The organism is Undibacterium sp. TJN19, from assembly GCF_049339485.1.
Taxonomy (GTDB): Bacteria; Pseudomonadota; Gammaproteobacteria; order Burkholderiales; family Burkholderiaceae_D; genus Undibacterium.
Genome location: NZ_JBMPPL010000010.1, coordinates 169,359 through 194,489, shown reverse-complemented (window position 1 = coordinate 194,489; position 25,131 = coordinate 169,359). Strand labels below are relative to the sequence as shown.

Sequence of the window (25,131 nt, the reverse complement as noted above, 5' to 3'; positions counted from 1 at the left end):
TCTTATAGCCAATGTCGGGGTGAAGAATGCTGCCTGACTATCTGCAACAAGGTGATTAACGCATCTGCCGCTTCATCAACGCTGGTGGCGTTTTCCCGGCTACGATCGTAGCGACTGAGTAATTCCAGCCATTTTTTATAGCGTTTCTCAAACTGGTTGAGGTAGACGTAATCAAGCCAATGTATTTCAGGCAAAATATGTGCAGGCAGGTTTTGCGCAATTAATTCTTCTATCCATGCGCGACAGGCAGGGTCTGCGAAACGGGCTGTAAAGCCGGGTAAAATAATGCTGACGCGATGTGCATAGAAAATTGGGTCGAGTTCTCTGTCTGTCTTGTTGCTATATGGACGTAGCAAAAGATGCTCCAGTACATGCATGCCTTCAGCTTGCTGACTCAGTTCAATCAGACGTTGACGCATACCATGCGCATAATTGACAGCCTGCTCTTCAGGAAGTGGAATCAGGTGCCAGAGCGCATCGCCGGTTTCATCTTCCAGACACAACCACAGCTTTTTATCCGGACGCGGTACTAAACGATAACGTCCCATATCGATACCTGCTGACAATAGCTCTGCACAGACCATGTCATGCGGCAGCCTTTTTAGCGGTGTGGCAATTGTCTCTTTTTGCAAAGACAAGGGAATGACATTACGTTTGTTTTCTACCTCATCGGGCACTTTGCCTAATTTGTTCAAATATGTTTTTTTGCTGACGAAGGCGGGTGATTGTGTTGAGAAGTGACCAGTCAGTGAACGCCCCGGGCCAGAGGTGTTACAACCTGTTAGCAGCAATATTTTGTGCTGCAGGCTAGCGAAATTTTCCCCGGCCCAGTAGGGTTTGAATAGATTTATTGCTGCACCGCGATTGGCGCTTAGTTCGCGTAAATTTTTTAGGTAATTGATTTTGCTGTCAATGATGAGCTGCTCATCTTCTTCCGGAAAATAGGTATTAAAGCGACGCAGTGCATCGGCGGGAAACGATTCTCCATACATTGCCAATAAGGTATCGAGTACCCGGTTACGCCGGTCACCAAATTGATCAAAATTAAGCAAAATTCTGGCACTAATGTCGGCACTGGCTGTGTCGGTATATAAGTTATCCAGACCGGGTATTTCCTTTGTACCTAAGAACTGTGAGAAATAGGTCTTTCTAAGTGGCGCGTCAAGTGAATACAAATCTGGAATGGCCTGCAGGGATTGCAGGTAATTTGCCATTAATTGTTCGAAAGAAAAAAGAAATCCTTTTAACTGTCTGGCTCTGGCGTGGACGTCAGGTGGTTCAGAACCGGGAATGCCGTAATGATTGATCCCGTAAATTGCAGGTGCATGCTCGCTGACGGTCGAGTATTCCTGGAATGGGCGATATTCACCCTTTGGCAGTTTGATCAATTCATCCAGATTGGCGTCGTGCCGGCGAAACGCGTGATGGCTAAACTCATATTTTTTTAAAATAAGCCTCACCTGTTCCAGTAAGGCGGCTTCCTGAGGAAGAATAAGTCTTTTTTCAGCAGGCTTATAGCCTGAAGTCTGCCGGTCAGTGGCGTGGTCATACACGAGACGCAGCAAATTCATTTGCGCTACTTCACTGGGAAAGCATAATACAGGGCAGGACTTCGTCCTTAAATCAAAATTCAGGTGATCGCATTTATTCAAATTTTGATCAAGCAGCTGAAAGCGATGTACCTGTTTGACACCGGGAATGCGGCGTATCAGCGCAATCAGGCTGACGACGTCAATATTGCTTGTTGTACGAGTGAAATATTGATCATCTATCTGGCCATGGCTGGTCAGGGGCCCGTTCAGTAACTCCTCCCAGCTCATACCCTTTTCGAGGGCTTCTTCAAACCGGGTAATGTGTGCTCCCGACGAAATCAGCATCGCGCACTGGAAATAAATATCTGCATAGATTTCTGGCGCTGGTCTTGATTCATCGATCTCGATTTCACCGCTAAGATAATGCGGCTCAGTTTTTACGATGTAGACGCAATCCAGGTCCTGGCAGATATTGCGGTTTTGTGCATAGATGGCTATGATGTCTTGCCTTACTTCTGCTTCACTGCGTAACTCAATTTCAGACAGTGGCTGATGCAATTTGACATAGATGGAAAAAAGACCTTCAACTTGCCCTGAATTAGCCGATGCCTGTAACCAGATATCGTCAATCTCGGGGATGCTATCGTAAATTAATTTGCAATAATCAACCGCCGTGACGGGGCGGACAGGCAGGATGTCTTGCGGACGGTAAAGTGCCTGACGCTCAAAATCGATGTTGCCTGATTCCAGCGTCAGGTAATCTGCCACCGAAAACCCGGATCTGTAAGCGAGATCGGTCAGACCATAGCAAAGCAGTTCCAGTAAGGTCACGCCTGGGTCATGCAAATTATAATCTGTCCATTGATGACCAGATAAAGCTTGCAGCAGTTCTACACCCTGACGGCGAAAGCCATCAAAATCAAGTCCGTCAGGATCTGCCTGCAGGCGCTTTATGTGGTCGTCAGCCAGCATCTGCTTGCGCCTCGCTTAATTGATGGTGCAATTGCTGGATTAAACGGTGTACACGGTTAAATGGCATCTCACCCAAAACTTCCGTTATCAAGCGCATCTGGCTTTTTGAAAATTCAAATGTGCCAACTGTATCTGCTGGGCTACCCGCAGGCAGCACGAGGCTGGCACGCTGGTTCAGGTAGCCTATCAGCTCAAATACTTGCTTGAATGGACGTTCTGACAGACCTTCAAGTATCAGATTGCCTTGGGCAAGGGTCATGTTGATAAGGATATTGCTCATGCTTGTTTTATTTTTTATTTTTTGTTTTTGGTTTGCGATGGCAAAGGGCGTGGTGCTAATTTGGGCTTCTGATCACTTTCCAGCATTTGTGTGTCCAGCCACAGTTGTGTCATGTGGTATTTGATCCAGACTTCACTGCCATACGTGCAACCTACGCGCATTTGCAATTTGAATTCAAATGGGGCGCTTGCATCTGTGCCTATCCAGCGCAACTCTATACGGCTGCATTTATTGCCAAAATGGCTTTGATGATAGGTGATGCTGGAGTTCGAATTGAATGCATTGAGTGCATAGGCGTGCATCAAAGCGTATCGGCCCTCAGCGTCTTTACCGCCAACGCCAGCGACGACTTCCCATGCCTGACACCCTGTCATGGCAACGCTGACGTCGTACCAGTTGCCATCGGCAGGAACTGCCATCTTCCCCTCCCTGCCAACACGTCCGCGTGCAGCAATGAAGCCGCCAACATCAAGCTCATGCCGGGGAGATGATTGCCGTATGCCCACTCGGCTGCGGGTTACGCCATCATCATCAACATGACTGGCAAGTGTCATCAGTGGGCGGTTTTTTTCTGCCTGGAAGCTAAGGTTATTGCTTCCTGTATCCAGACCTATGGACCATAAAGGAGTGCCTTCAACAATATTTTGATAAAAGCTCAATAATTTCCCGTCGCCTAGCTGAGCAACTTTAAAACCTTCACGTGCAGATTTTTCGAATCCTTCATCAAGCATATTGAGCATGGATTCGATCAGATCTTCGAAGTCATCTTCTGTGGGCATTTTGCCGTGCTCAAACTGCTGCTTCAGCATGGCGCGGGTTCGTCTTGTCATGATGCTTTCCTGGTCGGAATAATAAATGTTGAGCCAATTTTTAATTCATTGATGCCTATCGGTTTGGGAGGCGCCGATATAAACTCATCGATCAATACTATCCAGTGCTGGTTCATGGGTACCGCAATACTCCAGGGGTACACCGGGTAAATGCTGTTGCTCTCATACTGCGTCCTGGCGTTGTCCAGCATCATAAATCGCAAATCGATGCCTTGTCCGGCTGGAGTGATATGCAATAAAGAAAAACTGGTCACTGCTTCGACATAATCGAGATCGAGTAAAAATGAAATCAGATCGTGTTCGCGGATGCACCATCCAAAATGCTGTTGATAACCAGTGGGATGCCAGGGCGATAGAAAATCACATAAATATTGATTTATCTGGCTGCTATACCAGCCGCCGCGCAAACCAGCCTTTAGTTTTATCTGGCACCGTACCTGCACTTCTTCATAAACTGGATTTTCAACGCTGATGTGTGTGGAGGGTGGGGCGCAGCTTTGAATAAATTGCTGCACTTCATGGATCAAATGCCCGCTCAACAGAGGTTTTTGATTGAAGTGCCCCCCTTTGTTCAGATACGGGAGTGCAATAATCAATATATGGCCGCCGCGCAGGCGTTGCGTAGGATCGACTTCGCTACAAAGATTGGCAAAGCATTTGACTTTATGAATTTCTGGAAAATTTTCCAGTATCAGCAATTCATAATCCGCAGCGGTCAGGGCGCGATTTTTATGTCTGAGCCTTTCACTGACCCTGGTGCGGAACTGGTTTTTACTTTCACTGCTTTTCCCACCGACGGAATGACGTATCTGAAGAAGGCGATCAATGCCAGGTATATTTTTCTTGCTACGCGAGATACTCATGGCCGGCAGTACAGCACTGGTTTTACCATTTTGATTGGCAGACCAGGTCAATTTGAGCGCTTGCGCGTAGATGGAATACACACTGCAAAACCTTTCCATCCCCACATTGGCAGAAACCCGTAACCAATAGATGCCTGAAGGCATAATCGTATTATTGGTATCTATTTCTTCTGGAATTTCCAGCGTGACGATGCCACTGGTCATGAAGCCATCAGTAGCATCTTCGATGATATTGGTCATCGGTAATGAAAACCAGCGATTGCCAGACAAATACCACCATGACAGACCACTATCCTTAATGCGTGTCATTGGCAATGAATCTTCACGCAGATAAAAATAGAGCGTCAAAGAACCACCTAATTTGCTGCTCTGCAGACCGATGAAAAGATTGGCTGGATTATCATATTGCGGCAATTGATAAATGGCGCGGGAATTGATAGCAACCACAGTTTCTGTACCGAACGGGTGCAGATGTATCATTTTGTCTTGCGTCGCTCTTTGTTCAGGCTGGCGGCTTTGTTCAAATCGAAGCACCGCATGTGCCTGGTAATTCAAGACGATACTGCTGATTTGCGGCGTATATGGCGGGTTTGGTAATGCCTGCATCTGGAATGTTTTTTTTTGCCGCGCATTTTCTGTCAAAACTTGCGATAGCAATAGCGGATATTCCTGGTGTCCAAATGCACCATCCGGTGCTTCAAGCGTCAACTTGAATAAACCTGCCATGGTTGATGGCAGATAGGTGAAATCCATCAATGCCGATTCACTGGTGTTATATGGCATGGGTTTGTGAAATTGCAACGCTGATTGGTAGGACAGAGTACTGCTTGATGCAAGTTCATTGCTTTGGCTGCCATCAGTGCGCTGAACTTCATCAAAAAGCGCAATCTCGTCCTGGCCTTTGATCCATTTTCCGCCAGAGAGAACTGCAACGCTAGCCAGCACATCGCCACTTTTCATTGGTTGAGAATACCCGCGGTAATAAGCAGAAATGCCGCCAAGATCAGTGGGCAGGCTATTCCATTCAACTTCTATTTCTACATCATCAAGCTCTTTGCTGAGGGTTTCTTCGCAGCCGACGATAAGATAAGAGCCCACATTCGGAAGCGGGCCAAACGGCATGAATGGCGATAAGGCACTGAGCTGGCCAATCTGGTTGTGAAGTAAAAGCTGGCGACAGCCCTTGACATCCACTTCAATGCGGATATCGTGCAATACCCAGCGCTTTAACAAATCATACGGATAACGGTATTCATTTTGTGTCATTTCAAAACGCATGACCGGTAAAGAAGTGTCGTAACTTTCGCCGTGCAATGCCGCCTGATAATTGACGACCGGAGCAACATCTGCGGGGAGAGTAAATTCTATGGCCAGGCAATCCGCATCAAGGTCAAGGTTTAGTCCTTTGTATTCTGGCCGGTATTCAGGCACGCGATACCAGCCGCTTGCGGTTGTCAATGAGATGCGAAACATGCCACGCAAGAGTTTCACGAAAATATCATTCATGCGGACAGATTCAGCCTGGGATGCATCGTATTCATGAGCGAGTTCCCGCGCCAGTCGCTGCAAGCAGGCTTCCAGGGTTTCATCCTGCGTGCTTTGATATTGCAGCAATACACGAATATGGCGTTGGCCTTCGCGCAATAACAATACCTTGCTCGCAATAGCAAAGCCAAAACGGGCCGCAGAGGCGCCTGAGGTACGCACACCGGGTTTTGGGGCGCCCATCAAAGGCAGGGGGGGCAGCTTCTCGTGTTCCCGTTCTTCACTATTCTCTGGCAGGGCATTTATCTGTTGCGTTTGACAGGTGATTGATTGCAAACGCTCAGCGATAGGGCGCTGATCAAAAAATAGCGTATGCAATGCAAGCACGCGCGCGTCATTAAGGGTGACTGCCTCACCAGAGGTGTAGATGATCTCTTGCTGATTGCTGTCCAAACCTGCAAGAAATTCAGCACCCTGGTCTATGACAATCTGACGTACAGCAGGCTTGGGCTGAACGACGATGAATGTGTAATCTGGGCGACGTGGTCGCTGCTCCATTTGCAGCATCTGATGATAATAAAAATCGAGATGCGCTTCACCAAATTGATTCAAGCGAATTTGTAACTTCTGGAATAACTGGATAAAGGCGATCAATAAGCTGGTTCCAGGATCGTGCCCCTGACTTGCCAGTGACTGTGGCAACAAGTAACGGACACCATTTTGCACAAGCTGGATTGCCTGTGAAAATGCGTGGAAGTGGTTGCGTGTTTCTATTGTTAAATTGCGATCTTCAGCTTTCCTTTTTTCCGGAATATTGGCCGGTTTTATGACGAGATTGCCTAAAAAAGGGAAAACTGATCCCATGCTGCCCGCCACTGAAGAAACCTCATTGAAGTCGGTTTCAAGCTGCAGCATCGCCAGTATTTCCTTGTTCAGACCGCGCAGCACGCTTTCCAGCAGTTTCCTGGTTTCATATCCCGCGTGTGCATGCGTATCTTTTGCGCAAGACAACCAATAATCCATCAGGCGCGCCAGCAAGACAGGAGAGTCCAGCGATCGTGAACAGATCAACTTTGTTTCCGGGTGCAGGTCTTGTTGTAGCCATTCTTCATTCAGCGGCTGGCTTAGCAGTCTTTGTTCAAACCGGGCACTGACCTGGTTGAGGTCAAGTGCCAATATACTGGCCAGCAATACCACTTCGTCTGCATGAAAATAATGCTGCCAGTTGCCATCTACTTTTAAATCTAGCTGGTAAAACTTGACCATGCTGGCGTAATCCACTGCCAGCGTCATTAGCTCCTCAAAACGCATTTCATTGAGCTTGAAGTAATCGCCATTGAGCGCTGGCAGGCGTCGTTGTGCCTGGCTGCGGCCATCGCTAATGATCAGTCTGGGCGGCATCACTTCAGCACCTTACACTTGCTCTTGCACATCAGTACCTTCCCGGAAATAAAACGGATATACCAGGTTATGACGGGTATTGGTTGTGATGATGCGGTAAATTAATTCCAGATCCAGACGGCCTTCATAAATTTGACTTTTGTCCACTTCTATCGATTCCAGAACCACACGTGGTTCATAAAAAATCACTGCCCGTTTAATCAGGTCTTTCAATATGGTAATGGTACTTTCATTTACATTTTCATAAACCTGGTGTTTCAGACCGCAGCCAAAACTTGGCTGCATGACTCTTTCGCCAGGATTGGTCGACATCAATATCAATAAACTTTGCCTGATGTCCTGCTCTGCGCTGACCATCTGCACATCGCCACGCTTAATGAATTCAGGCGGAAAGCTCCAGCCGGTACCTAAAAATGAGACATCGTTATCCATGGTCATATCCGTAAATAAAACTATCCGCCTATGATCACGGTAGGAAACCCGAATACCAGCGAGCCACCGTGCGCAGTGTTGTCGCCGATACGTGCAGCTGGTTTGTTCGCTATCAACACTGTCATGGATCCCTTGATGATGGAATCTGGCGGGCCGACACAGACACACATATCGCCCACGACGGCGGCGGGCAAGCCGCCTATCAATACTGTCGGCACACAGGGGCCGCTGACAGGCCCGCCAACATGCGGTATCGGTGGCAGACCCGGCGTCACCATCGGGCAGACATGCATATCAGTAATGCGCGAAGCTGGGGGCATTTTTTCTCGCTTTTAATTAATCATGACGATGGCACCTTTGACCGTGGTCTGGCCACTGGCAGATAATTCTGCGCTGGCAGTTCCCTTGGCGGTAAAGCTGATGTTGGCTGTATTGCTGATGTTCAGTGCGCTAACGGTCACATCCATTTTTGAGGAAATATCAACATTTTGAAGGGCTGAGATAGTGATTTTTCCCTTGGCATTGATCGTGATATCTTTAGGACTGTCGATTAAGACACCAGTTGGGCTAAGCTCTACCTTGTTCATATTTTGATCTTGCAACAAAATGGATTGCGTATCATCGCTAATCACGATCTTGTTACTGGCCGGGGTGATGAGTGTGATTACTTTTTTCTCCTCATCAAATTCCAGCTTTAGTTTGCTGCGCGTTACCAACGCCTTGAAATTATTCACATCGGCCAGGGTATAGGCGGGCACATGCTTGCTGCTATATAGACTGCCGAGGATAACGGGACAGGAAGGGTCATTGTTGAAAAAACCCAATATCACTTCATCCCCGATCTCGGGGATGATGAAAGCACCAAATCCGGCCGAACCATAAAAACTGGAAAAGCGTGCCCATACCCCCACGGTTTCGGCATTCATCAAAGGAACCGATACCTGGATTTTGTATTGATTTTCAGGGTCAGCCTCCAGCTTCAAGACTACACCGATGTGCAGTCCGCAGATGCCTGCGGTCCATCCTGCGGCTTCTGGCGCATGTACTTGGTAATCTTCGGTAAACCAATAGGCAGGCATACCAAATTCCACTTCGGTGACCCAGTTACCATCGATCAGCTGATGTATCACATTGGTAGCGAGAACATTGCCATTGAAGTGCATGCCTACGCTTTTCAATTCCAGGACCACGCCTGGTTTTGCCAGCGCACTGCCTTGAAAGCGCATCCTTCCACGTATCCTGGACAGACTCGATTTGACTTGCTGGGCTTTGGCCCATACTGTCAATGCAGAACTTTCCAGATTTGCTGCCGTTTGCAGGCCAAAATCGGTCGCGCCTAAAACACTGGCCAATGCGGCTGCCGCGATATCACCTTGTGTTGTCAATGCTGCCGGTTGTGCAGTCTGTTGCACAATAGCCTGGGTTGTCATATCCCAGCTGGTACTGGTAACAGAACTCCATTGTGAACGGGCGTCGAGTTCTGCATGAAAATCCATGAGGTCAATGCCGTACGTTAAGGTCAATACCGGCGATGCCGTTCCTAATGGCGCTTTGACGTTCACGGTGCCGGCGTCGACAATGACCAGAAAGCCATTGGCTTCGGCACGTGCCATCATGTAATCCCAATCGGTGACATAGTATTGCACCAATTCTTTATAAGTGACTGTACTAGCATCGACGACAGGCGTCAGTCCATTGTATTTGCTGATGAGTGCGCTGATAATCTGGTTGTCTGTTTGTTCGACGTAATTGGCATTTTTCCTGCCAACAGTCATGGCCAGTGCTTTGTCACGGCATTCGATAATCAGGCGGGCATAGTTGTCACCTGTGATTTTTACTGAGTGTTTGATGACGACACCGGTAAAGATTGGTGTTGCATTACTATCATAGCCTGCGCTGATGACAATGACCGTACCGGGTTTGAAATTGCCTGCGTCGCTAAGCGGAAAGACGCCATTCGGCATATCACCGTCCAGCACCGTAATGATGGCGGTAGGTATGCGGTTAGTACTATGATTCGTTTCGATGGAGACGATCTGTGCTGAGTCAGGGGCTGGCTTGCCATCACAGGTAATCGTCACTTTCAATACGCCGGTACTGTTTGTAAATGGAGAATTTGCCATCAGCTTTCTTTTTTATTCAATATCTTCGTCATGCATCTGCCCCGCCCGGTTCACGTCATGAAAGGGGAGGGAAGCGTAATTTTTGCCCCGGTTGCAGTGTCCTGAAACAGGTGAGGCCATTGACGCGCGCTACCTCCATGTAATACGAACAGTCCCGGTAAATCTGATAGCACAAGAGTGGCAAGGTATCTCCGGCCTTGACGACGACCATATGTGTCAGGTCAGGTGAGTTAAGTTTGGCTTCCTTGACGATCTCAGCGGCACTGATATATTCGACGAAATGCAGCGTTACCTTGGCACGCAGCGGTTCGCCGCTGGGTTTGAACAGGGTGTAATCAAATTTCAAGCCCTCGACACGGCCGTAAAAAATCAATGTTCCCCAAACAACCTGGACGATAGGGGCTTCATGTTTTGAGCCAACGTAGGTATAGACGGTGTTTCGCAAAGTATCAATCTGTTGATTGACGCTTTGCTTGGTACCTTCAATGGCACCAGTTCCATCCAGGACGAGTTCTTTCAAGCTTAATTTTTCAGGCTGGCTGGCAGAAAACTTGGTTTCATTGCCCGGCTGGCCAAGTGCCTGGTTTTTTGAATAACGGATAGAAAAATCATGACCATACCCAGAGGGATTGATCAATGTCTGAAATGCCGTGCGACCACTGTCTACACTGATCTTTCCATCAGTGGATACGGTACAGGGCGAAATTTTCAATAGCGTTTTTTGCCCGGGCATTAACGCTCTCCACGCTCACGCAACAAAGATAAAATCAACTGCTTGCATTCAAGCAGGATTTCTTCTTTCTGTACTTGCTTGTCTTGTATGTCCATACGGTTTTCCTGTGCTTCGCTTTGCACAATCGTTGCTTTAATTAGCAATTGCTTAATTTCTATGGACATACCATGCACCTGAATTATTTAGTACGTTGCGAATAGGTATAACTGAAGCTGATCTTTTCTATTGCCACATCGTTTTTGGTTGAGTTAAATCCTTCAACATCCCATTTGATGGGATAGGCACCAAAAATTTCCCAGGTTCTGAGCACTTCTGTTGCCGTTGTCGAACCAGGCGCGATGGTATTGCTTTTTAAACTGATGATGATCGTCTTTGGCTGGATCGCCTGTAAAAACTCGCCTTCCAGCACGGTCTTGCACCAGGTAACCAGCGGGGATTGCAAAGTGGCAATGCCACGCTTTAATTCAAGGTTGGGGTGTTTCATCTTGAGCGGCAACTGATGCACAAAACGGTTTTCCCCTCCCTCAACGATCTGTTCAGTTTCAATCTCTACGCCAATTCCCGACACTTCACTAAATGAAGTATCGGAAATTTGCATGCCGTCCCCGATGGTCACCGAAAAATAAAAGGCGGCCGGGGGATAGCCATTGTCAAAGAAATCTACACTCATGGATCAGGATTACGAGTTCTTGATCGTCAATCCTTCATGGACAATTTCTATGGTTTCTATCGCCACTTCATTGCCTTCAGATTTCAGGTCAGTACTTGTGATCTTGGTTGGCCAGGCATTTTTCAATTCCCAGATCATGGTTTCTTTATTGGTTTCATCAAGCAAACTGATGGTCACACCAATGCGCTCAATGGTATTGAGCTTGATCTGGTCCAGCCAATCCCAAAACTTGTTATCGCCTTTGAACACGCCTTTTTTCATGGTGACATTGCTGTATTTTTTCATGCCTGGCATCTTGACGACTGAAAATACAGGGCTGTTACCGGAGCGGTATTTGATTTCTTCAGACTGTACATCCAGGCCAGATACTTCCTGAAACGCCATTTCATTTTTACCCCACATTACCTTGAAATAGAATTTCGGCATGGGCCATACTGTCGCTGATTGTTTCTTTCCATCATCTGCCATAATTTGCCTCTATCTTTAAAAGAATTTTTTTAAAAAACTGGTCAAAGTGCATTGCTGCAAGCTTCGTGCTGAATTGACTTAAAAGCCTTGCATCAGGATTTTTGCATTTGCTGCTGGAACGTAATCTCGATGAACTCGGCAGGGCGACTGATGGCCACCAACACCGTGATACGCATGATGCCTTCCAGGATATCTTCTGGCGTCATGGTCTCACCAAGGCCGACATGGACGCTGAATGCATCTTCAGGACTGGACCCGGCCAGACCGCCGCGTTTCCAGATACCGTTGAGGAAGTTACTGATCATGCTCTTCATGGTGACCCAGGTTCCAGACACATTGGGTTCAAATACAAAAGCCTTGCTGGCCAGGCGCACTGATTCTTCCAGCATGATCATGGTGCGGCGGACGTTGATGTAGCGCCAGTCGAGGCTGTTGCCATCAAGTGTGCGGGCACCCCATACCAGTGTGCCTTCACCAATGAATGGGCGAATTGCATTGATGGATTTACCCGAGGTCGTGACGTTCAGATCTTCTTGCTCATCGTGGGTGATGTTGACGGAAGGCGCAACGACTTCGTTCAGGCTGACATTGGCCGGTGCTTTCCACACGCCACGGGAATTATCAACCAGTGTATAGATACCCGCCATGGCACCAGATGGTGGCAACAGATTGAGTTTCTTTTTGAGTGCCAGCAAAATATTGCCATAGGCGGGGCTGACAACAAATAGCGTTTTATGCAGTTCTTCATCGGACAGGTAATCAGGCTTGCTTGGGTCTGCGTCGGCACCAACTTTATTAATGACGGCAAGTATGCTGTCTTTCTTGCTCTGCACCATGGTGCTTTGCGTGATTTCAGCAGTTAACACTTCTTTCAATTTAGCCAGATCGGTTAAATTGTGGAAATCAAGATCTGTGGTCTGTACTATCGAGGTATCGACCCACGGATAATAGGCCGCACCATAATTCAGGAAGTTGATGCCCAGGGCGTCACGGAATTTGGCAACGCAATCGCCATTTGTTGCATCTTTGCGGTCGCCGTAACCGTTATAAATATCCAGAATGGAAAAACGGTTTTTCATCTGGCTGCCACAATGCATCAGGCTTGCCTGTTGCAGGGCGATACAATCGCTTTCTTCCAGAGACATTGCATCAGGAATGACCACCATGGTTGGTTCCTGTTCCTTCAGCAACAAGTCTATGCCTTTTGCCAGTTTTGGTTTTTCTATGCTTTGCGTGTAGTTGCCAACTGATACGATGTAGCATGCTCCGCCACCATTCTTGAAAAACAGCATCATGCTGTAATACAGGAAGTAACGTGCCTGTTTATGGTTGAGTAAATATTCAGCTTTATTGATTTTGAAATTACTTTCAGGTGCTTCCTTGCCATCCGCATCCGGAGCGGGGCGTTCCTGAATGTCAAACTGATCTTTGGGCCTGAAGCCAAAGTATTCGTGAAATTCAGACATCGATGTAATACGCCACGGTTTATTCGATAGCGTCGTGCCCTTGTTGTCGGCTCTTTCGGTATAACCGATAAAGGCCGGCACCGCCGTAGCAACTTCGACTACTGAATTGGGAAAGGCGTTTTTTTCAACGATATAGACACCAGGTGTTTTATACGCGCCAGCCATATGTGTTCCTTTGAAAATTATTGATGAATATAAATTTCCGCAACAAGCAAACTTTGCCCATCGGGACCCCACTCTTTGCCAATTTTATTGACACTTGCGTTTGGCAGTCGCTTAATCAGAATCTTTCCCGCCATATCAACTTCACGTAATTGAAAATGCTGTACTGGTCTGTACTGCATGGTGATAGCAGTTTGAGAAACCAAGGCAGTTCCCGAGTCAGTCGCGGGGTGCGTTGATGTTTCAAAAACCACGCCAGTGTCATTTTCATTTGCATCCAAATCCACGATTTGTATGTTTTTGCTGGCTAAAGTGCCGGTAAAAAAATATTTCCAGTGGATTTTTTTAGATTTCAGGTGAACCCTATACTGCTTAGAAATCTGATTTTTTTCACTTGCTGCATTCCAAAAAGCTACTTCTGAAAAACGGATATCAACAAAAAAGCGTGACTGTCCCAGTTGAAGTTTACCGATGCGTGACACCGTTTCCGGTCGTAGGATTGGCGAGTCCGAAATTGGGCTGAGTATTTCAATTTTCTCTGATGACTGGGAGTTGGTATTTTGGAAGCAGGGGGGCGTAGTTGACGGTAAATCAGTGTAGAAAGTAAATTGCGGATCATCGCAAAACACTTCATACATAAAATTCAGCATATCGTTACTTGCCTCATTTTTTAATACCGTATCGCGACTATCACCTGTTTCATTGTCAGCGAAGGGTGTAGGTACATCATCAGCTTCACACCAGACTTCGACGCCGCCGTCAATCGTGCGCAGAACCGTGCGATATTGCATTTCCAGTTTTTTACATTCAGCAGTCGGTACAAATTTCCAGATTGCAGCATTGCTGCCAGCAAAGTAGTCGTGGTCAATGACAATGGAAAAGAGGGGAAAATAACGTGCCATGGGAATCTCTTAGCCTGCGACCTGATTCTGGCTCTGTGTAATGACAGGGACCTGGCCGATCACGGCAGAGGTATCTGTAGTCACCATGCGCACTTTGTAAAAAACCGAAGGTAAATAGCGTCCGCCTAACAGGCTCCATAAATTGTTCAAATCAGGAATTTTGAGGTTTTCAATATCCAGTATCAGTTTTTCTATCCGTGTATCAAGTCCCGGACTGTTGTGCTGATCGAATACGGCTTGCTTCTGGAAGAAATTGACTGCGTTCGAGATGGTTTTTAATGCTTCGGCATAATTGCCGCCACCAAAGTTGGCTGCCATCATCAAATACAGATTTAAATACAAAGGTGTGCTATGAACCAGTAGACGCTCATCATTGCCCCGTTGTGTATTGCCGGTGCGATAGGGAAGAGTGTCTTTCTCGATATTTACCAACATCAATACCAGCTTATTGCTCGCATTGGGAGCGACGCTGCCATCGAGCTCAACCAAATTCGAGACAACCACCAAATCCTCAACAGAATGATTATTGTTTCTGAAATGCTGATTTAACTGACTTGCCAAATGACTGATTGCTGCATTAATCATTACATTGCCCTGCGTCAATAACTATTGTTCAGCCTTGCGACCGGAAATGTCGCCACGCAAAAAGCGGGGATTTCTTTGCTTTAAATCTATTGTGAAATATACATACAAGAATAGCATGTTAATTAATTGATGCACAATAAGAAATTTGACAATTCCTTTTGGGTAATGTTGCAATTTTGCCTCAAGACCAGCTATCTGATGTTTATTTAAAAATCATTCCATATTAACAATTATTCGGTATCACTGGAATCGATCCCAATTAATTGAATAAGAAATACGCTTAGCCACCTCAGATTAGATTTGCACAATGACGGTCAGCAATGTAATCTACCAGGCGAATAGCCGCTTACTTTTCAATTGCAATTGGCTATTGCATAAATTCACGAATAAACTGAGAAAACGCATGCACCGCGCCGCCTGGCCTCCTTTGACGTTTAACTGAAAGCACATTGCTGTAGCGCATTAGCGCTTTCAGCATGCTGCATCGCACTGGTTCGATAAGCTTCCGACCAGTCAATTCCCTCGTCCGCATTTATCCGAACAGATTCGGAGCGATCGAGGTATTTCTTTATTCGTACTGGAAATCAACATGCAATTATTTAATACTGTGATGGCGCACGCCATTACATGGGTTCCTCGCGCACTTGTACAAAAAATCTCGCGGCGCTACATCGCTGGCGAAAGTCTCGACGATGCCGTTGGCCGTATTCGTCAACTTAATAGTCTAGGTTTTAAGGTAACAATTGATGTGCTTGGTGAGACAGTTTCAAGCATTCAACAAACAGAAAATACGGCAGATGAATATAGGCGTGTTTTAAATGCAATTCAAGATCATGGTTTAAAAGCGAGTATTTCGGTCAAGCCAACTGCGCTGGGATTATTACTTGACACGCAGCATTGTGAGCAACTTCTGGGAAAAATTGTGACCATCGCTGAACGCCATCAAACCTTGGTTTGTATGGATATGGAGGATGTCAGTTGTACGCAGAAAGAAATTGATCTGTTCGCAAACCTGGCATCCGGCCACACTAACATCAGCTTGGCTTTGCAGGCATATTTGCAACGTACTTATCAGGATCTTGACTCACTTTTGCTGACGCGTAGCAGTCTGCGCATTTGCAAGGGTATTTATCTAGAAGATCGATCGCATCTTGTGGATAAGGCGTGGAATGACAGAAGCGAGATCAATCCACACTTCATGAATCACATTGCACGCTGCTTTGAGATGGGAACTTTTGTCGGTGTTGCCACGCACGACATCGCCTTGATTGATCAGGTCATTGAACTGGCGCGTAGTCGTGACATTGATAAAACGATGTTTGAATTCCAGATGCTGTTAGGAGTTTGTGAGCCCTTGCAGTGTAAATTACTGGGCATGGGTTTTAGTGTGCGCATCTATGTTCCCTATGGCAAGGACTGGTATGCATATAGCATGCGCAGGATGAAGGAAAATCCCCAAATTGCTGGTTACATACTGCAAGCGCTAATGAGTCGCTAATCATTTTTCATAAGCCATTGCGCCAATTTTTGTGTCTTTGTAAGGTGCTGAAATTGGCGCAGCTTAATACAAAAACGGGTCAGCCTTGAAAAATAGAGAAATCGGTTCAAAACGACAATTGTCATAATTATTAAACATGCGGTGTACACTTGCATTTATTTCGTCGTATTCAGGGAGTTAAGTGTACTCGTCATTTTTTATCGACAAACCCATCTTAGATGCGATGCTGGTGTTGTATGCAGTGCTGGCTGTGGCAAGTTTCGCGGTCAGCCAGCGCAGTTCCCCTGATAGCCAATTGCGCAAGCAGGTCAATGCCTGGTGGTTTATATTTCCTGTCGTGAGCCTTAGCTTGTTACTCTATCCGGTAGGCCCACTTTTAATGGCGCTCTTGATAGGTGCACTGGCTGTGCGTGAGCTGTCACTGCATTACGTAGGCCCGTTATGGCGCTTTCTGTTGCCATGCCTGCTTTTATTGGCGCTGCAGGCCAGTTTGAGCCTGTTTGATGACTATGCCACGGCAATGTTATTACCCTTGCTGCTGTTATTTCAGTCGTTGCACTTCTTTCTCGGGCGACAGACTAATCAATTGCTTTTACTGCTGTTTCTGCTACTTTGTTACAGCCTCAGTTTTATGCTGGATTTACTGAAGTTACCTTATGCCACCGACGTAAAACTTGCCTGGTTTTTTTACCTGTTTGTGGTGACCGCACTCAATGACATTGCCCAGTTCGTCAGTGGAAAATGTTTTGGGAAACAAACTATTGCACCCCGTATCAGCCCCAACAAAACCTGGCAAGGTTTGCTAGGCGGCGTTTTAGTCTGCACGTTAGTATCGCTTACCTTGGGAAGCTACCTGCAATTGACCGGGATTCCGCAATTATTGCTTCTGGGTATATTACTGTCATTGGGTGGTTTTGCAGGCGATCTGATTTTTTCTGCAGCCAAACGCTATTTGAAAATCAAGGATTTTTCACAATTGATACCAGGCCACGGCGGCATACTGGACAGGGTCGATAGCCTGGTGTTGACAGCACCCTTGTTGTATTTGGGATTGCTATTGAAGTAAAGCATAGGTAGCTAAACATTGGCAGCAAAAATTTCAACATGGATAAAGAATGACAACTCAACAGCAAACAAAATGGATATGCAGTGAATCGGGTTTTGATAGCCATGACCGTACGCGTCTTTTTTACCGTGCCTGGCAGCCGCTGGTTAACCCCGTTGATGGAGTCAAAAAAGCCCTGATTTTTCTGCATCGTGGCCACGAACATTCAGGCCGCATCAGCCCTTTGCTGGAACAATTTGGTTTTATTAGTGACTGGGCTTTTGCATGGGACGCACGCGGCCATGGTAATTCACCAGGTGAGCGGGGTGATGCGCCAGATTTTCAAACGCTGGTGCACGATTTTGAAAGTTTTATCAGGCATATCCAGACTCAATATGCCATAGCTCCTGAAAACATGCTGATCGTCGCCAATAGTGTAGGTGCGGTCATTGCCGCCACCTGGTTACATGATTATGCACCACGTGTGCGTGGTGTCGTGATGGCTGCGGCAGCTTTTGATATCAATCTGTATGTGCCGTTAGCCAAACCAGCATTGCGCCTGGCGACCTGTTTCAAGCCGGGCTTATTCGTTACCAGTTATATACGTTCATCCATGCTGACACATTCGGCCGCACAGGCGAAGGCTTATGATGCAGACCCTTTGATTACAAAAAATATTTCTGCCCGGGTTTTGCTTGATCTGGCTGATACCGCTCAACGTGTGGTCAGTGATGCACAGGCAATTGACACGCCTGTCCTCATGCTGGTTGCTGATAAAGATTATGTGGTTAAACAGTCGCCGCAAAAGCAGTTTTTTGAATCCCTCTCCTCATCTTTAAAGCGTTATATAGTGGTACCGAACTGCCACCATGCGATTTTTTATGAAAGTGAGGAGCAGGCCAATCTAGCCATACGGCATGCCAAGGAATTTATAGTTGAATGCTTTGCACGCGAAGTGCTGCCTGTGGCGCATTATTTTACGGCGGATACGCAAAGTCAAAGTGCGCGGCAATATAAGGCTTTGCAGCAAGGCAAGGTCGGTAGCTGGCTAGCGAATACTTTTTACGGACTGCAAAAACTGATGCTGGGGCGCCTGGGCAGATTAAGTAATGGGATGACCATTGGCCTGGAACATGGTTTTGATTCCGGCGCTTCACTCGATTATGTCTATCGCAACCAGGCCGGTGGCCGATGGCTGATAGGCGCCACAATAGACCGCGGTTACCTCGATGCCATAGGCTGGCGTGGCATTCGTCAGCGCAAGCTGCAATTGCAGCAAGCCTTGTCAGAGTTGATCAGCGCCTGTCCAGATAATACGCCTGTGCGTATACTGGATATCGCTGCAGGCGGCGGGCGCTACGTGTTAGAAACTGTGAAGCGCTTCCAGGACAGGGATATGGAAATCAGTTTGCGCGATGTTGATCAAGCCAACCTGGACCAGGCGCAATTACTTGCGCAAAATCTCCAATTGAAAAACCGTATCGACTACCAATGTCGTGACGCTTTTGCCAGCAGTAGTTATCCCGCAGAGGAGGCACAATACGATATCGTGATTGTTTCAGGCCTGTATGAATTATTCAGTGAAAATGCCCCGGTACTGACTTCTTTGCAGGGGATACAAGCACAATTGAAAATAGGTGGTCATTTGATTTATACCGGCCAACCCTGGCATCCGCAATTAGCGATGATTGCAAAAACACTAAGCAATCACAAGGGTGCCGCGTGGCAGATGCGGCCAAGGCCACAAGCAGAAATGGATGCCTTGGTTGCCAGCATAGGCTGCAAAAAAATCAGCAGTCAGATCGGCATCGCTGGCATCTTTACGGTATCGGTCGCGCAACGGGATGTTGCAGGGACTTCCGCACCCGATTAATCAGGGTCCATATCAGCAGCAGAAAAACCACAAGTAGTAAGGTGTTCATCCAGATAGCAGCAACATCAAAAGCGACCAGCAAGCCTAGCAAACCAAATGCAAAGGCACGGTCGCTTTTTCCCATGGGGCCATCAAAGCGGCGTGCTGATCCCGCAAGTAAAGCCGCGACCCCGGCAAATTCAACCAGCATTGCGAGCAGCGCCACAATGATGAGCAAGGGGGGCTGTACACCGTTGACGAGGGCGAACGGCAAAACCAGTGCAGCATCGGAAATTTGATCGCAAATCTCATTGAGCATGGCACCCAATGCGGTTTTTTGCCCTGTGAAATTGGCGAGCATGCCATCAATTGCATTCAGGGCCATACGCAAGAACATGAACAAGGGCAGGCATGCCCAAAGCCGGTAGTCTCTTGGAAAGCAAGCGAGGCTTGTACCATAGGCGAGCGACAACAGCACGGCCAGTATGGTCACCTGATTCGGACTGATTTTCCAGCGCGCCAGCCCTGACAAAAGAGGTTGCAATAGTTGCTGAAATTTGGGTTTAAGCTGATAGATGGATAAACTCATTGTTTGCTCATTATGTTCGTTTTTTGCTTGCTGCCATATAAGAATTGGCCAGCCATATGCATCGGCTATAGCCCATTGCACAATGCAGGTAGACCACCTTGCCAGAGGCTATTTCATCAGCGATGATGGCGCTGATCTCATGAATGCAATCTGACGGCGGTGTGACCAGATCGAGCAGAGGAAAATAATAGTAGGCTGCCTGGCGCAAGGCCGGGGTTTCAGTCAATTCGTTTGCCAGATCAATGACACTGCAATTGACGGGCAGTTCTATGACCTCGTTATTGCTGAGACGTCTGCCAAGCCATAAACTATTGGTGAGTCGCTTGATTACAGGCTGACGTTTTTCCTTCCATACCACGGCGTGCCAGGTAAGCTTATACCCGAATAAATAGGGTGCATACAATAACCATATCCAGATTGGGTAGCGGCCATTTTTTTTGTACAGGAAATGCCGGTTTTGCCGATAGTACGCCAGACTTACCAGCGCCAGGCTACCTGCCAGGTACAAGCATAGCAGGCTGTGCAAACCGAAAACACCGAATACTAACAGCATGCAGGCCGCCAGCAGATAATAAAAAGCGACGTTCGGTTCTGTGCGTCCTGGTTGGATAAGGCGCACGCAAACCAGCCCAAGGACGATACCAGACAATACATCCATCAAGTGATGTTGATACACAAACACCGTTGCGGCGCCTGTCAATGTCAGCCATACGGCCAGCACAAATCTTATCAATCCTGAGGCGATGGAAGCGCGCAGTGCATGCCAGAAAATCAGGCAAAAACACACATGCAGGGAGGGAAGTTGATTATATGGCTGGTCGACCAAGGACAATAACGTGAACAGCGAGGAACAAAAAGACGAATTGATCTCAGGTCGTGGCCAACTGAACTGCAAGGGATAAAGTACAAATACCATAGACGCCAGTACCGTCGCCAATAACAGACGCTGACTTAGCATGCGTAACTCGTCGACACTGTTGACGCTGAAGAAAACCAGACAGAAAAAAATACCAGAACTCAGGTAAGGTACGATCATCCACTGCAAGAAAGGGATGTCAGCCTCAAAAGGAAAAACCAGGTGGCGTGTTACGCCTGCTTGCTGAGCCAGCATGTTGGCGCTCATATAGCATAAAGAAAATACAAATAAATTCAGCAATAAATGACGCAAACGATGCTGTTTTGTAGCTGGTTCTGACGACATTAAGATGAAAATTGGCCAAATAGTATGTTATTTTAACAGCCATGACACAAGCAAAAAAATATAAACGCTGCATGGTGATGGCTGGCGGCGGATTTCGTTTTGGTATTTATCTGGGTATGTATGCAGCAGCATGTGAAGCGGGACGTCCCCCTGACCTGTTACTGGCCAGTTGCGGTAGCGCCATCGCTGCCAGCATTATCGCGTCTTTGCCCGATGACAGGCAACGCAAGGCTTGGTTGAATTCACGCGAGATGTATGATTTTTGGGGTAAATTAAAATCTTCATCGCAGGCGACGATCACGCGTACTTTGGCGCAAGCTGCAAAACGCAAATTTTCGAAAAAAAATGTTGCCACCATTCCCGATTTGTTTAATGACTACCTGTTTGAGGTGCCGGAAAAATTACCGTCGCCACCAAACCTGACAGGTGAGCCGCAGGTCGCAGTAGCAATTATCGGCGGCAAATTACTATTTTCTGAAGAGGAAGTAGGGCAGTTACGAGGGCAACGTAAATTATTTGCCGAAACCGTCTTTTGCGATCAGCACGCGGCTGATTTGTTAAATGGCATGGCATCGCCGCTGTCCGACCCTCGGTGGGGCAATCATGCCATATCTGATCAATTGCTGACTGATGTGCAAACGCCACATACGGTGGCTGCGCGTATTTCAATTGCCGATATGTTTTATTTTCGTTGCTATACGCATGCAGGCGAAAACTATATCGGCGGCGTGCTGGATTTGTTTCCCATAGAGCTGGCGCGCCGTTTGGCAGATGAGGTGATGATAGAGTTTAAGCAGGGTTTCGATCAGACTTTTTCCATTCCTGCCTGGCGTTCGGTTTTGGGTGTGGATGGCAATGCCCGCTTAAAATATGTGAATGGACAAGCAGTCGATTATCGTATCGATACTTCTGACATTACATTTGCGTTGGCTAAACAATCGGCGCAAAAGAAACTGGATTGGCGTAAAAACCGCATTAACCTCGTCATGCCGGAAACTTATGACGCTTATGTGCAAGTGATGAGTGCGCAATGGCAATACGGTTATGAACGTGGCATGGAGGCATTTCAGCGGCAGCAGCCTTACGAAGAAAAATTAATACGTAGCGTAGACCGGTATAGCAGGGGTTGTTGACCATGAGGGTCATGATATTGGGCGGCACGAGTGGCATAGGTCTGGCGCTTGCCTTGTATTATTTGCAGCGTGGCGATCAGGTGATGGTTTGCGGGCGCGATTTGCAGCGGCTGCCAGGCAATATACGCAAGCAATATCCCGCGCTGACCTGTCGTCAGCTCGATGTTGCAGATAAAATGGCCATGTCGCAGCTCGTCAATGAATTCGGCGAAAATGGCATCGATTTATTGATCGTGACCGCGGGCGTTTATTACAATACCCGTCATCATCAGCTTGATGAGGCGGCCACCATGAGAATGCTGCAAACCAATGTCAGCGGTTTGAGTCATGCGTTTGAACTGGTTTCGGCGAAAATGCTGCATCAGCGCTCGGGGCATATGGTGGCGGTATCTTCTGTTGCAGGCTTGTTGCACGATTATCCCGGTGCCTCACTGTACAGTGCGACCAAGCGCAGCGTGTTGAGCTTGTGCGATACCTATCGCATTGCACTAAAACCCTTTTCAATTTCGGTAACTGCTATCGTCCCCGGTTATATCGATACGGAAAAACTGCGTGCATTAAACGATGGCGACGCCAGCAAGAAACCGTTTTTATTTTCAGAAGAGCAGGCGGTAGAATTAATTGTCGCAGCCATTGGTGCACGACAAGAGGTACTGATTTTCCCCTGGCAGATGCGCTGGCTGATTGCTGTACTGAATAAGCTGCCACGCTGGCTGTTGTTGTTACGTCGGTGATGCTGCGTAGCGATACTTGTTTTATGATTTCCGCATCAGCACTGTAAAATCATCTGGCAAATAATCATTCAGGATTTTTGTCTGTGCATCCAGTTTCTTACAATAGGCGCTTACTTCATCGATATCGTAACCGCACAGTACTTCATCTTCCCCAAAAATTTTTGCATCCAGTAAATTGAACACGACACCCTTACCGGCTGCTTCCCACATGCGCGTAATCATTTGCCACGGGTGTAATATATTTTCTGAACGGTAGTTCAAACTTCCTGATGCGATGACGATATCCACTTCTGGTAAACCCGCTGTCAGAAAATCGGAATGAAAAAATTGAGTGTTCGGCAGATGACCATGGCTTGCTTGAGCACCATCAACAAACTCTTGCAGGAAATCTACGCCAAGATAAATAATATCTTCATAACGCTGATCAAGAAAAGGTTTCAGATCACCATAGCCACATCCCAGGTCCAGGATAGAGCAACCGGAAAAATCACCCCAGGTACACAATGCCTCAAACCGCCTGACCTGGCTTTCTGGACCACGAAACCCGAGGGCCTGTAAACTCGTCCCTCCAAGCCGGTGGCGGTGAAACGCTCTTACAGTTGCTTTCTCTGTCAATTTCATAAAGCAAATAGAGTGGAATTAAGTGAAACAGCAGGGATACAGAATTGGCGAAGGGCAGCTTGCAAGCCTGGCCTTCGCCTCATGTTCATACTCATGCTGCGATTTTGTGTTCAGCCCAATGATAGGCCAGAGAAGCGCTTGGTATGCCGACAGAATTGGTATTTTCTGAAGACATGGTGATGTGCCGCAAATACTCGCCAGCAGCTTGTCTTTGCCTTAGTCCATCTGCAAATTTCAGGGCGGCAATCATGTCGCCTGATTGAAATTCCTTGCATTGAGACATTTTTATTTGCTCGTGGATTTCTATCCAAAATACAGCAAACATTTTTACCTCCCTTCATTCAGAATAAAAATTGCTTGAAGCACAGGCATGGTTGCTGTGAACTTCTCGTCATGTTGAATTACATTTTCTGGATATCGTTCTGCTTCTCTGGCGAAGACCAGTGATAAAGAACAACATCCTATTTTCACTATCATGTTTCCGTAACCGGTTTTTGCCGGTTACGACCGCTTGCGCGGGTTTCACTGCTCTATCTGGCAAGCGAATAGCCAGAACAATCAAACAAAAAGCCCGGAGCTTTTTAAAGGCATCCGGGCTTTTCAGCTTTGGGTGAGAGGAGCTTGTTTTAACTTGCTCCCGCTACCTGAAGATTGACGCTTCGGATGCGGCTAATTGGGTTTGACACTGCTTTAAAATTACTTTGCTTGGACTGCTTAGCGGAACTGCCTGCATTCATATTGACGCTCGTGTTGCGGTCACGTCCAATAATATGGCGGTCTAGTGCATAGCTGGTGAAAGCCGTGGTGGCTTTGCCATGCGTAAACGTTGCAACTTCTTGTGCAGTCCATGCTGACACCAAACCTTGCGCTGTCAGGCACAGATTTTGTTTCAGTTGTGGGAGCCAAGTTGTATTCACGTTTATCCTTTAAAAAGTTTTAGCTGTTGCAAGATTTCTTGAATTGATCTTGCCATAGCTTTTATAAAAAATCTAGCATCACATGACGAATCACACTATATGGATGTTGTTTTTTTGCTGCGACTGCAAAAAGTGTCCCAAGTAACTAAGCGATGTCTTTCTTTATATCGGCGCATCTACATGCGCGAAGCCGCCAATTTGGCAAGTTCGGCCAGTTGTGCATCGGTCAGGTTAGGTTTGCCAGTTTTGTTCCAGCCCATGGATTGTATCCAGATGGCTTTATTGCCCTTCTTAAAGGCGATGTAGGAAATGGCAGAGTCTGGTTTGGTGTGGAAGGCTTCTGTACCCACTCCCTGGATGGAAACGCCATCCTTGCCATATTGTTTTTTCCAGAAATCGAACATGGAGCCATCTTGTATCATCACCATCGTGATGAGTTTTTTATCTGCATTGGCAAAATTAAGTTCACCGCCAGCGCCCTTGGCCGGATCTTTGCCAACAACCTGTATGCCGCTCAAGCCAGTGACTTTTTCCACATCTGCCACAGCCAGAAGCTCAGCGGCGAAAACGCTGTTGCTCAAGGTCCATAGCAGGACAGAAATTAAAAAAGATTTGATACGCATTTGTATTCCTTTCA

At 47.0% G+C, this 25,131-nt stretch carries 25 protein-coding genes; 5 read left to right on the top strand and 20 right to left on the bottom strand.

The window, feature by feature from the left end:
* Nucleotides 1-2 precede the first annotated feature (2 nt).
* From ACO0LH_RS22930 to ACO0LH_RS22865, 14 genes are all read right to left on the bottom strand, one after another.
* A complete protein-coding gene (locus ACO0LH_RS22930; protein ID WP_422943461.1) occupies nucleotides 3-2,504 on the bottom strand; it encodes a hypothetical protein in 2,502 nt (833 codons plus the stop codon).
* Nucleotides 2,494-2,784, bottom strand: coding sequence for a hypothetical protein (locus tag ACO0LH_RS22925; RefSeq protein ID WP_422943460.1), 291 nt, complete (start codon nucleotides 2,782-2,784; stop codon nucleotides 2,494-2,496). The genes ACO0LH_RS22930 and ACO0LH_RS22925 overlap by 11 nt, the downstream gene beginning before the upstream one ends.
* Nucleotides 2,785-2,798: 14 nt before the next feature.
* On the bottom strand, nucleotides 2,799-3,614 hold the full coding sequence (locus ACO0LH_RS22920) for a hypothetical protein (RefSeq protein WP_422943459.1): 816 nt from the start codon (nucleotides 3,612-3,614) through the stop codon (nucleotides 2,799-2,801).
* Nucleotides 3,611-7,363 (bottom strand): hypothetical protein, encoded by a 3,753-nt coding sequence (locus tag ACO0LH_RS22915; protein ID WP_422943458.1) that lies wholly within the window; start codon nucleotides 7,361-7,363, stop codon nucleotides 3,611-3,613. The genes ACO0LH_RS22920 and ACO0LH_RS22915 overlap by 4 nt, the downstream gene beginning before the upstream one ends.
* A gap of 12 nt (nucleotides 7,364-7,375) precedes the next feature.
* Nucleotides 7,376-7,795, bottom strand: coding sequence for a GPW/gp25 family protein (locus ACO0LH_RS22910; protein WP_422943457.1), 420 nt, complete (start codon nucleotides 7,793-7,795; stop codon nucleotides 7,376-7,378).
* A 20-nt stretch (nucleotides 7,796-7,815) separates the two neighbouring features.
* The gene (locus tag ACO0LH_RS22905) at nucleotides 7,816-8,115 is read right to left on the bottom strand and encodes a PAAR domain-containing protein (RefSeq protein ID WP_422943456.1); all 300 of its coding nucleotides are present in this window, start codon (nucleotides 8,113-8,115) and stop codon (nucleotides 7,816-7,818) included.
* 12 nt (nucleotides 8,116-8,127) lie between these two features.
* Nucleotides 8,128-9,918: a type VI secretion system tip protein VgrG gene (gene vgrG, locus ACO0LH_RS22900; RefSeq protein ID WP_422943455.1), complete on the bottom strand. Its 1,791-nt coding sequence runs from the start codon at nucleotides 9,916-9,918 to the stop codon at nucleotides 8,128-8,130.
* Nucleotides 9,919-9,973: 55 nt separating this feature from the next.
* Nucleotides 9,974-10,651 (bottom strand): CIS tube protein, encoded by a 678-nt coding sequence (locus ACO0LH_RS22895; protein WP_422943454.1) that lies wholly within the window; start codon nucleotides 10,649-10,651, stop codon nucleotides 9,974-9,976.
* Nucleotides 10,651-10,815, bottom strand: coding sequence for a DUF5908 family protein (locus ACO0LH_RS22890; protein ID WP_422943453.1), 165 nt, complete (start codon nucleotides 10,813-10,815; stop codon nucleotides 10,651-10,653). The genes ACO0LH_RS22895 and ACO0LH_RS22890 overlap by 1 nt, the downstream gene beginning before the upstream one ends.
* A 14-nt stretch (nucleotides 10,816-10,829) precedes the next feature.
* Complete coding sequence (locus ACO0LH_RS22885) at nucleotides 10,830-11,321, bottom strand: phage tail protein (RefSeq protein WP_422943452.1); 492 nt, start codon at nucleotides 11,319-11,321, stop codon at nucleotides 10,830-10,832.
* A gap of 9 nt (nucleotides 11,322-11,330) precedes the next feature.
* Nucleotides 11,331-11,789, bottom strand: a complete 459-nt coding sequence (locus tag ACO0LH_RS22880; protein ID WP_422943451.1) for a phage tail protein — start codon at nucleotides 11,787-11,789, stop codon at nucleotides 11,331-11,333.
* A 92-nt stretch (nucleotides 11,790-11,881) separates the two neighbouring features.
* Nucleotides 11,882-13,420 carry a phage tail sheath family protein gene (locus ACO0LH_RS22875; protein WP_422943450.1) on the bottom strand — a complete coding sequence of 513 codons (1,539 nt, stop codon included), beginning with the start codon at nucleotides 13,418-13,420 and terminating at the stop codon, nucleotides 11,882-11,884.
* A gap of 17 nt (nucleotides 13,421-13,437) precedes the next feature.
* Nucleotides 13,438-14,319, bottom strand: a complete 882-nt coding sequence (locus tag ACO0LH_RS22870; protein WP_422943449.1) for a hypothetical protein — start codon at nucleotides 14,317-14,319, stop codon at nucleotides 13,438-13,440.
* Nucleotides 14,320-14,328: 9 nt separating this feature from the next.
* The gene (locus ACO0LH_RS22865; protein ID WP_422943448.1) at nucleotides 14,329-14,904 is read right to left on the bottom strand and encodes a DUF4255 domain-containing protein; all 576 of its coding nucleotides are present in this window, start codon (nucleotides 14,902-14,904) and stop codon (nucleotides 14,329-14,331) included.
* Between the two features lie 589 nt (nucleotides 14,905-15,493).
* Between ACO0LH_RS22865 and ACO0LH_RS22860 the strand changes: the two genes are divergently transcribed.
* The 3 genes from ACO0LH_RS22860 (at nucleotide 15,494) to ACO0LH_RS22850 (ending at nucleotide 19,320) form a co-directional block, all read left to right on the top strand.
* Nucleotides 15,494-16,402, top strand: coding sequence for a proline dehydrogenase family protein (locus tag ACO0LH_RS22860; protein WP_422943447.1), 909 nt, complete (start codon nucleotides 15,494-15,496; stop codon nucleotides 16,400-16,402).
* A 181-nt stretch (nucleotides 16,403-16,583) separates the two neighbouring features.
* On the top strand, nucleotides 16,584-17,468 hold the full coding sequence (locus ACO0LH_RS22855; RefSeq protein WP_422943446.1) for a phosphatidate cytidylyltransferase: 885 nt from the start codon (nucleotides 16,584-16,586) through the stop codon (nucleotides 17,466-17,468).
* A 49-nt stretch (nucleotides 17,469-17,517) separates the two neighbouring features.
* Complete coding sequence (locus tag ACO0LH_RS22850; RefSeq protein ID WP_422943445.1) at nucleotides 17,518-19,320, top strand: bifunctional alpha/beta hydrolase/class I SAM-dependent methyltransferase; 1,803 nt, start codon at nucleotides 17,518-17,520, stop codon at nucleotides 19,318-19,320.
* Here ACO0LH_RS22850 and ACO0LH_RS22845 read toward each other — a convergent pair.
* Nucleotides 19,268-19,888: a CDP-alcohol phosphatidyltransferase family protein gene (locus ACO0LH_RS22845; protein WP_422943444.1), complete on the bottom strand. Its 621-nt coding sequence runs from the start codon at nucleotides 19,886-19,888 to the stop codon at nucleotides 19,268-19,270. The genes ACO0LH_RS22850 and ACO0LH_RS22845 overlap by 53 nt on opposite strands.
* Before the next feature lie 10 nt (nucleotides 19,889-19,898).
* Entirely contained in the window at nucleotides 19,899-21,011 is a 1,113-nt protein-coding gene (locus tag ACO0LH_RS22840; protein ID WP_422943443.1) for a phosphatase PAP2 family protein, read from the bottom strand.
* Between the two features lie 119 nt (nucleotides 21,012-21,130).
* Between ACO0LH_RS22840 and ACO0LH_RS22835 the strand changes: the two genes are divergently transcribed.
* Both ACO0LH_RS22835 and ACO0LH_RS22830 read left to right on the top strand, forming a co-directional pair.
* On the top strand, nucleotides 21,131-22,222 hold the full coding sequence (locus ACO0LH_RS22835; RefSeq protein WP_422943442.1) for a patatin-like phospholipase family protein: 1,092 nt from the start codon (nucleotides 21,131-21,133) through the stop codon (nucleotides 22,220-22,222).
* A gap of 2 nt (nucleotides 22,223-22,224) precedes the next feature.
* Nucleotides 22,225-22,956 (top strand): SDR family NAD(P)-dependent oxidoreductase, encoded by a 732-nt coding sequence (locus ACO0LH_RS22830; protein ID WP_422943441.1) that lies wholly within the window; start codon nucleotides 22,225-22,227, stop codon nucleotides 22,954-22,956.
* A gap of 21 nt (nucleotides 22,957-22,977) precedes the next feature.
* Here ACO0LH_RS22830 and ACO0LH_RS22825 read toward each other — a convergent pair whose 3' ends face one another.
* From ACO0LH_RS22825 to ACO0LH_RS22810, 4 genes are all read right to left on the bottom strand, one after another.
* Entirely contained in the window at nucleotides 22,978-23,577 is a 600-nt protein-coding gene (locus ACO0LH_RS22825; RefSeq protein ID WP_422943440.1) for a class I SAM-dependent methyltransferase, read from the bottom strand.
* Between the two features lie 91 nt (nucleotides 23,578-23,668).
* Nucleotides 23,669-23,902 (bottom strand): hypothetical protein, encoded by a 234-nt coding sequence (locus ACO0LH_RS22820; RefSeq protein ID WP_422943439.1) that lies wholly within the window; start codon nucleotides 23,900-23,902, stop codon nucleotides 23,669-23,671.
* Between the two features lie 301 nt (nucleotides 23,903-24,203).
* Entirely contained in the window at nucleotides 24,204-24,494 is a 291-nt protein-coding gene (locus ACO0LH_RS22815; RefSeq protein ID WP_422943438.1) for a hypothetical protein, read from the bottom strand.
* 176 nt (nucleotides 24,495-24,670) lie between these two features.
* Nucleotides 24,671-25,117 carry a hypothetical protein gene (locus ACO0LH_RS22810; protein WP_422943437.1) on the bottom strand — a complete coding sequence of 149 codons (447 nt, stop codon included), beginning with the start codon at nucleotides 25,115-25,117 and terminating at the stop codon, nucleotides 24,671-24,673.
* Between the last annotated feature and the right edge of the window lie 14 nt (nucleotides 25,118-25,131).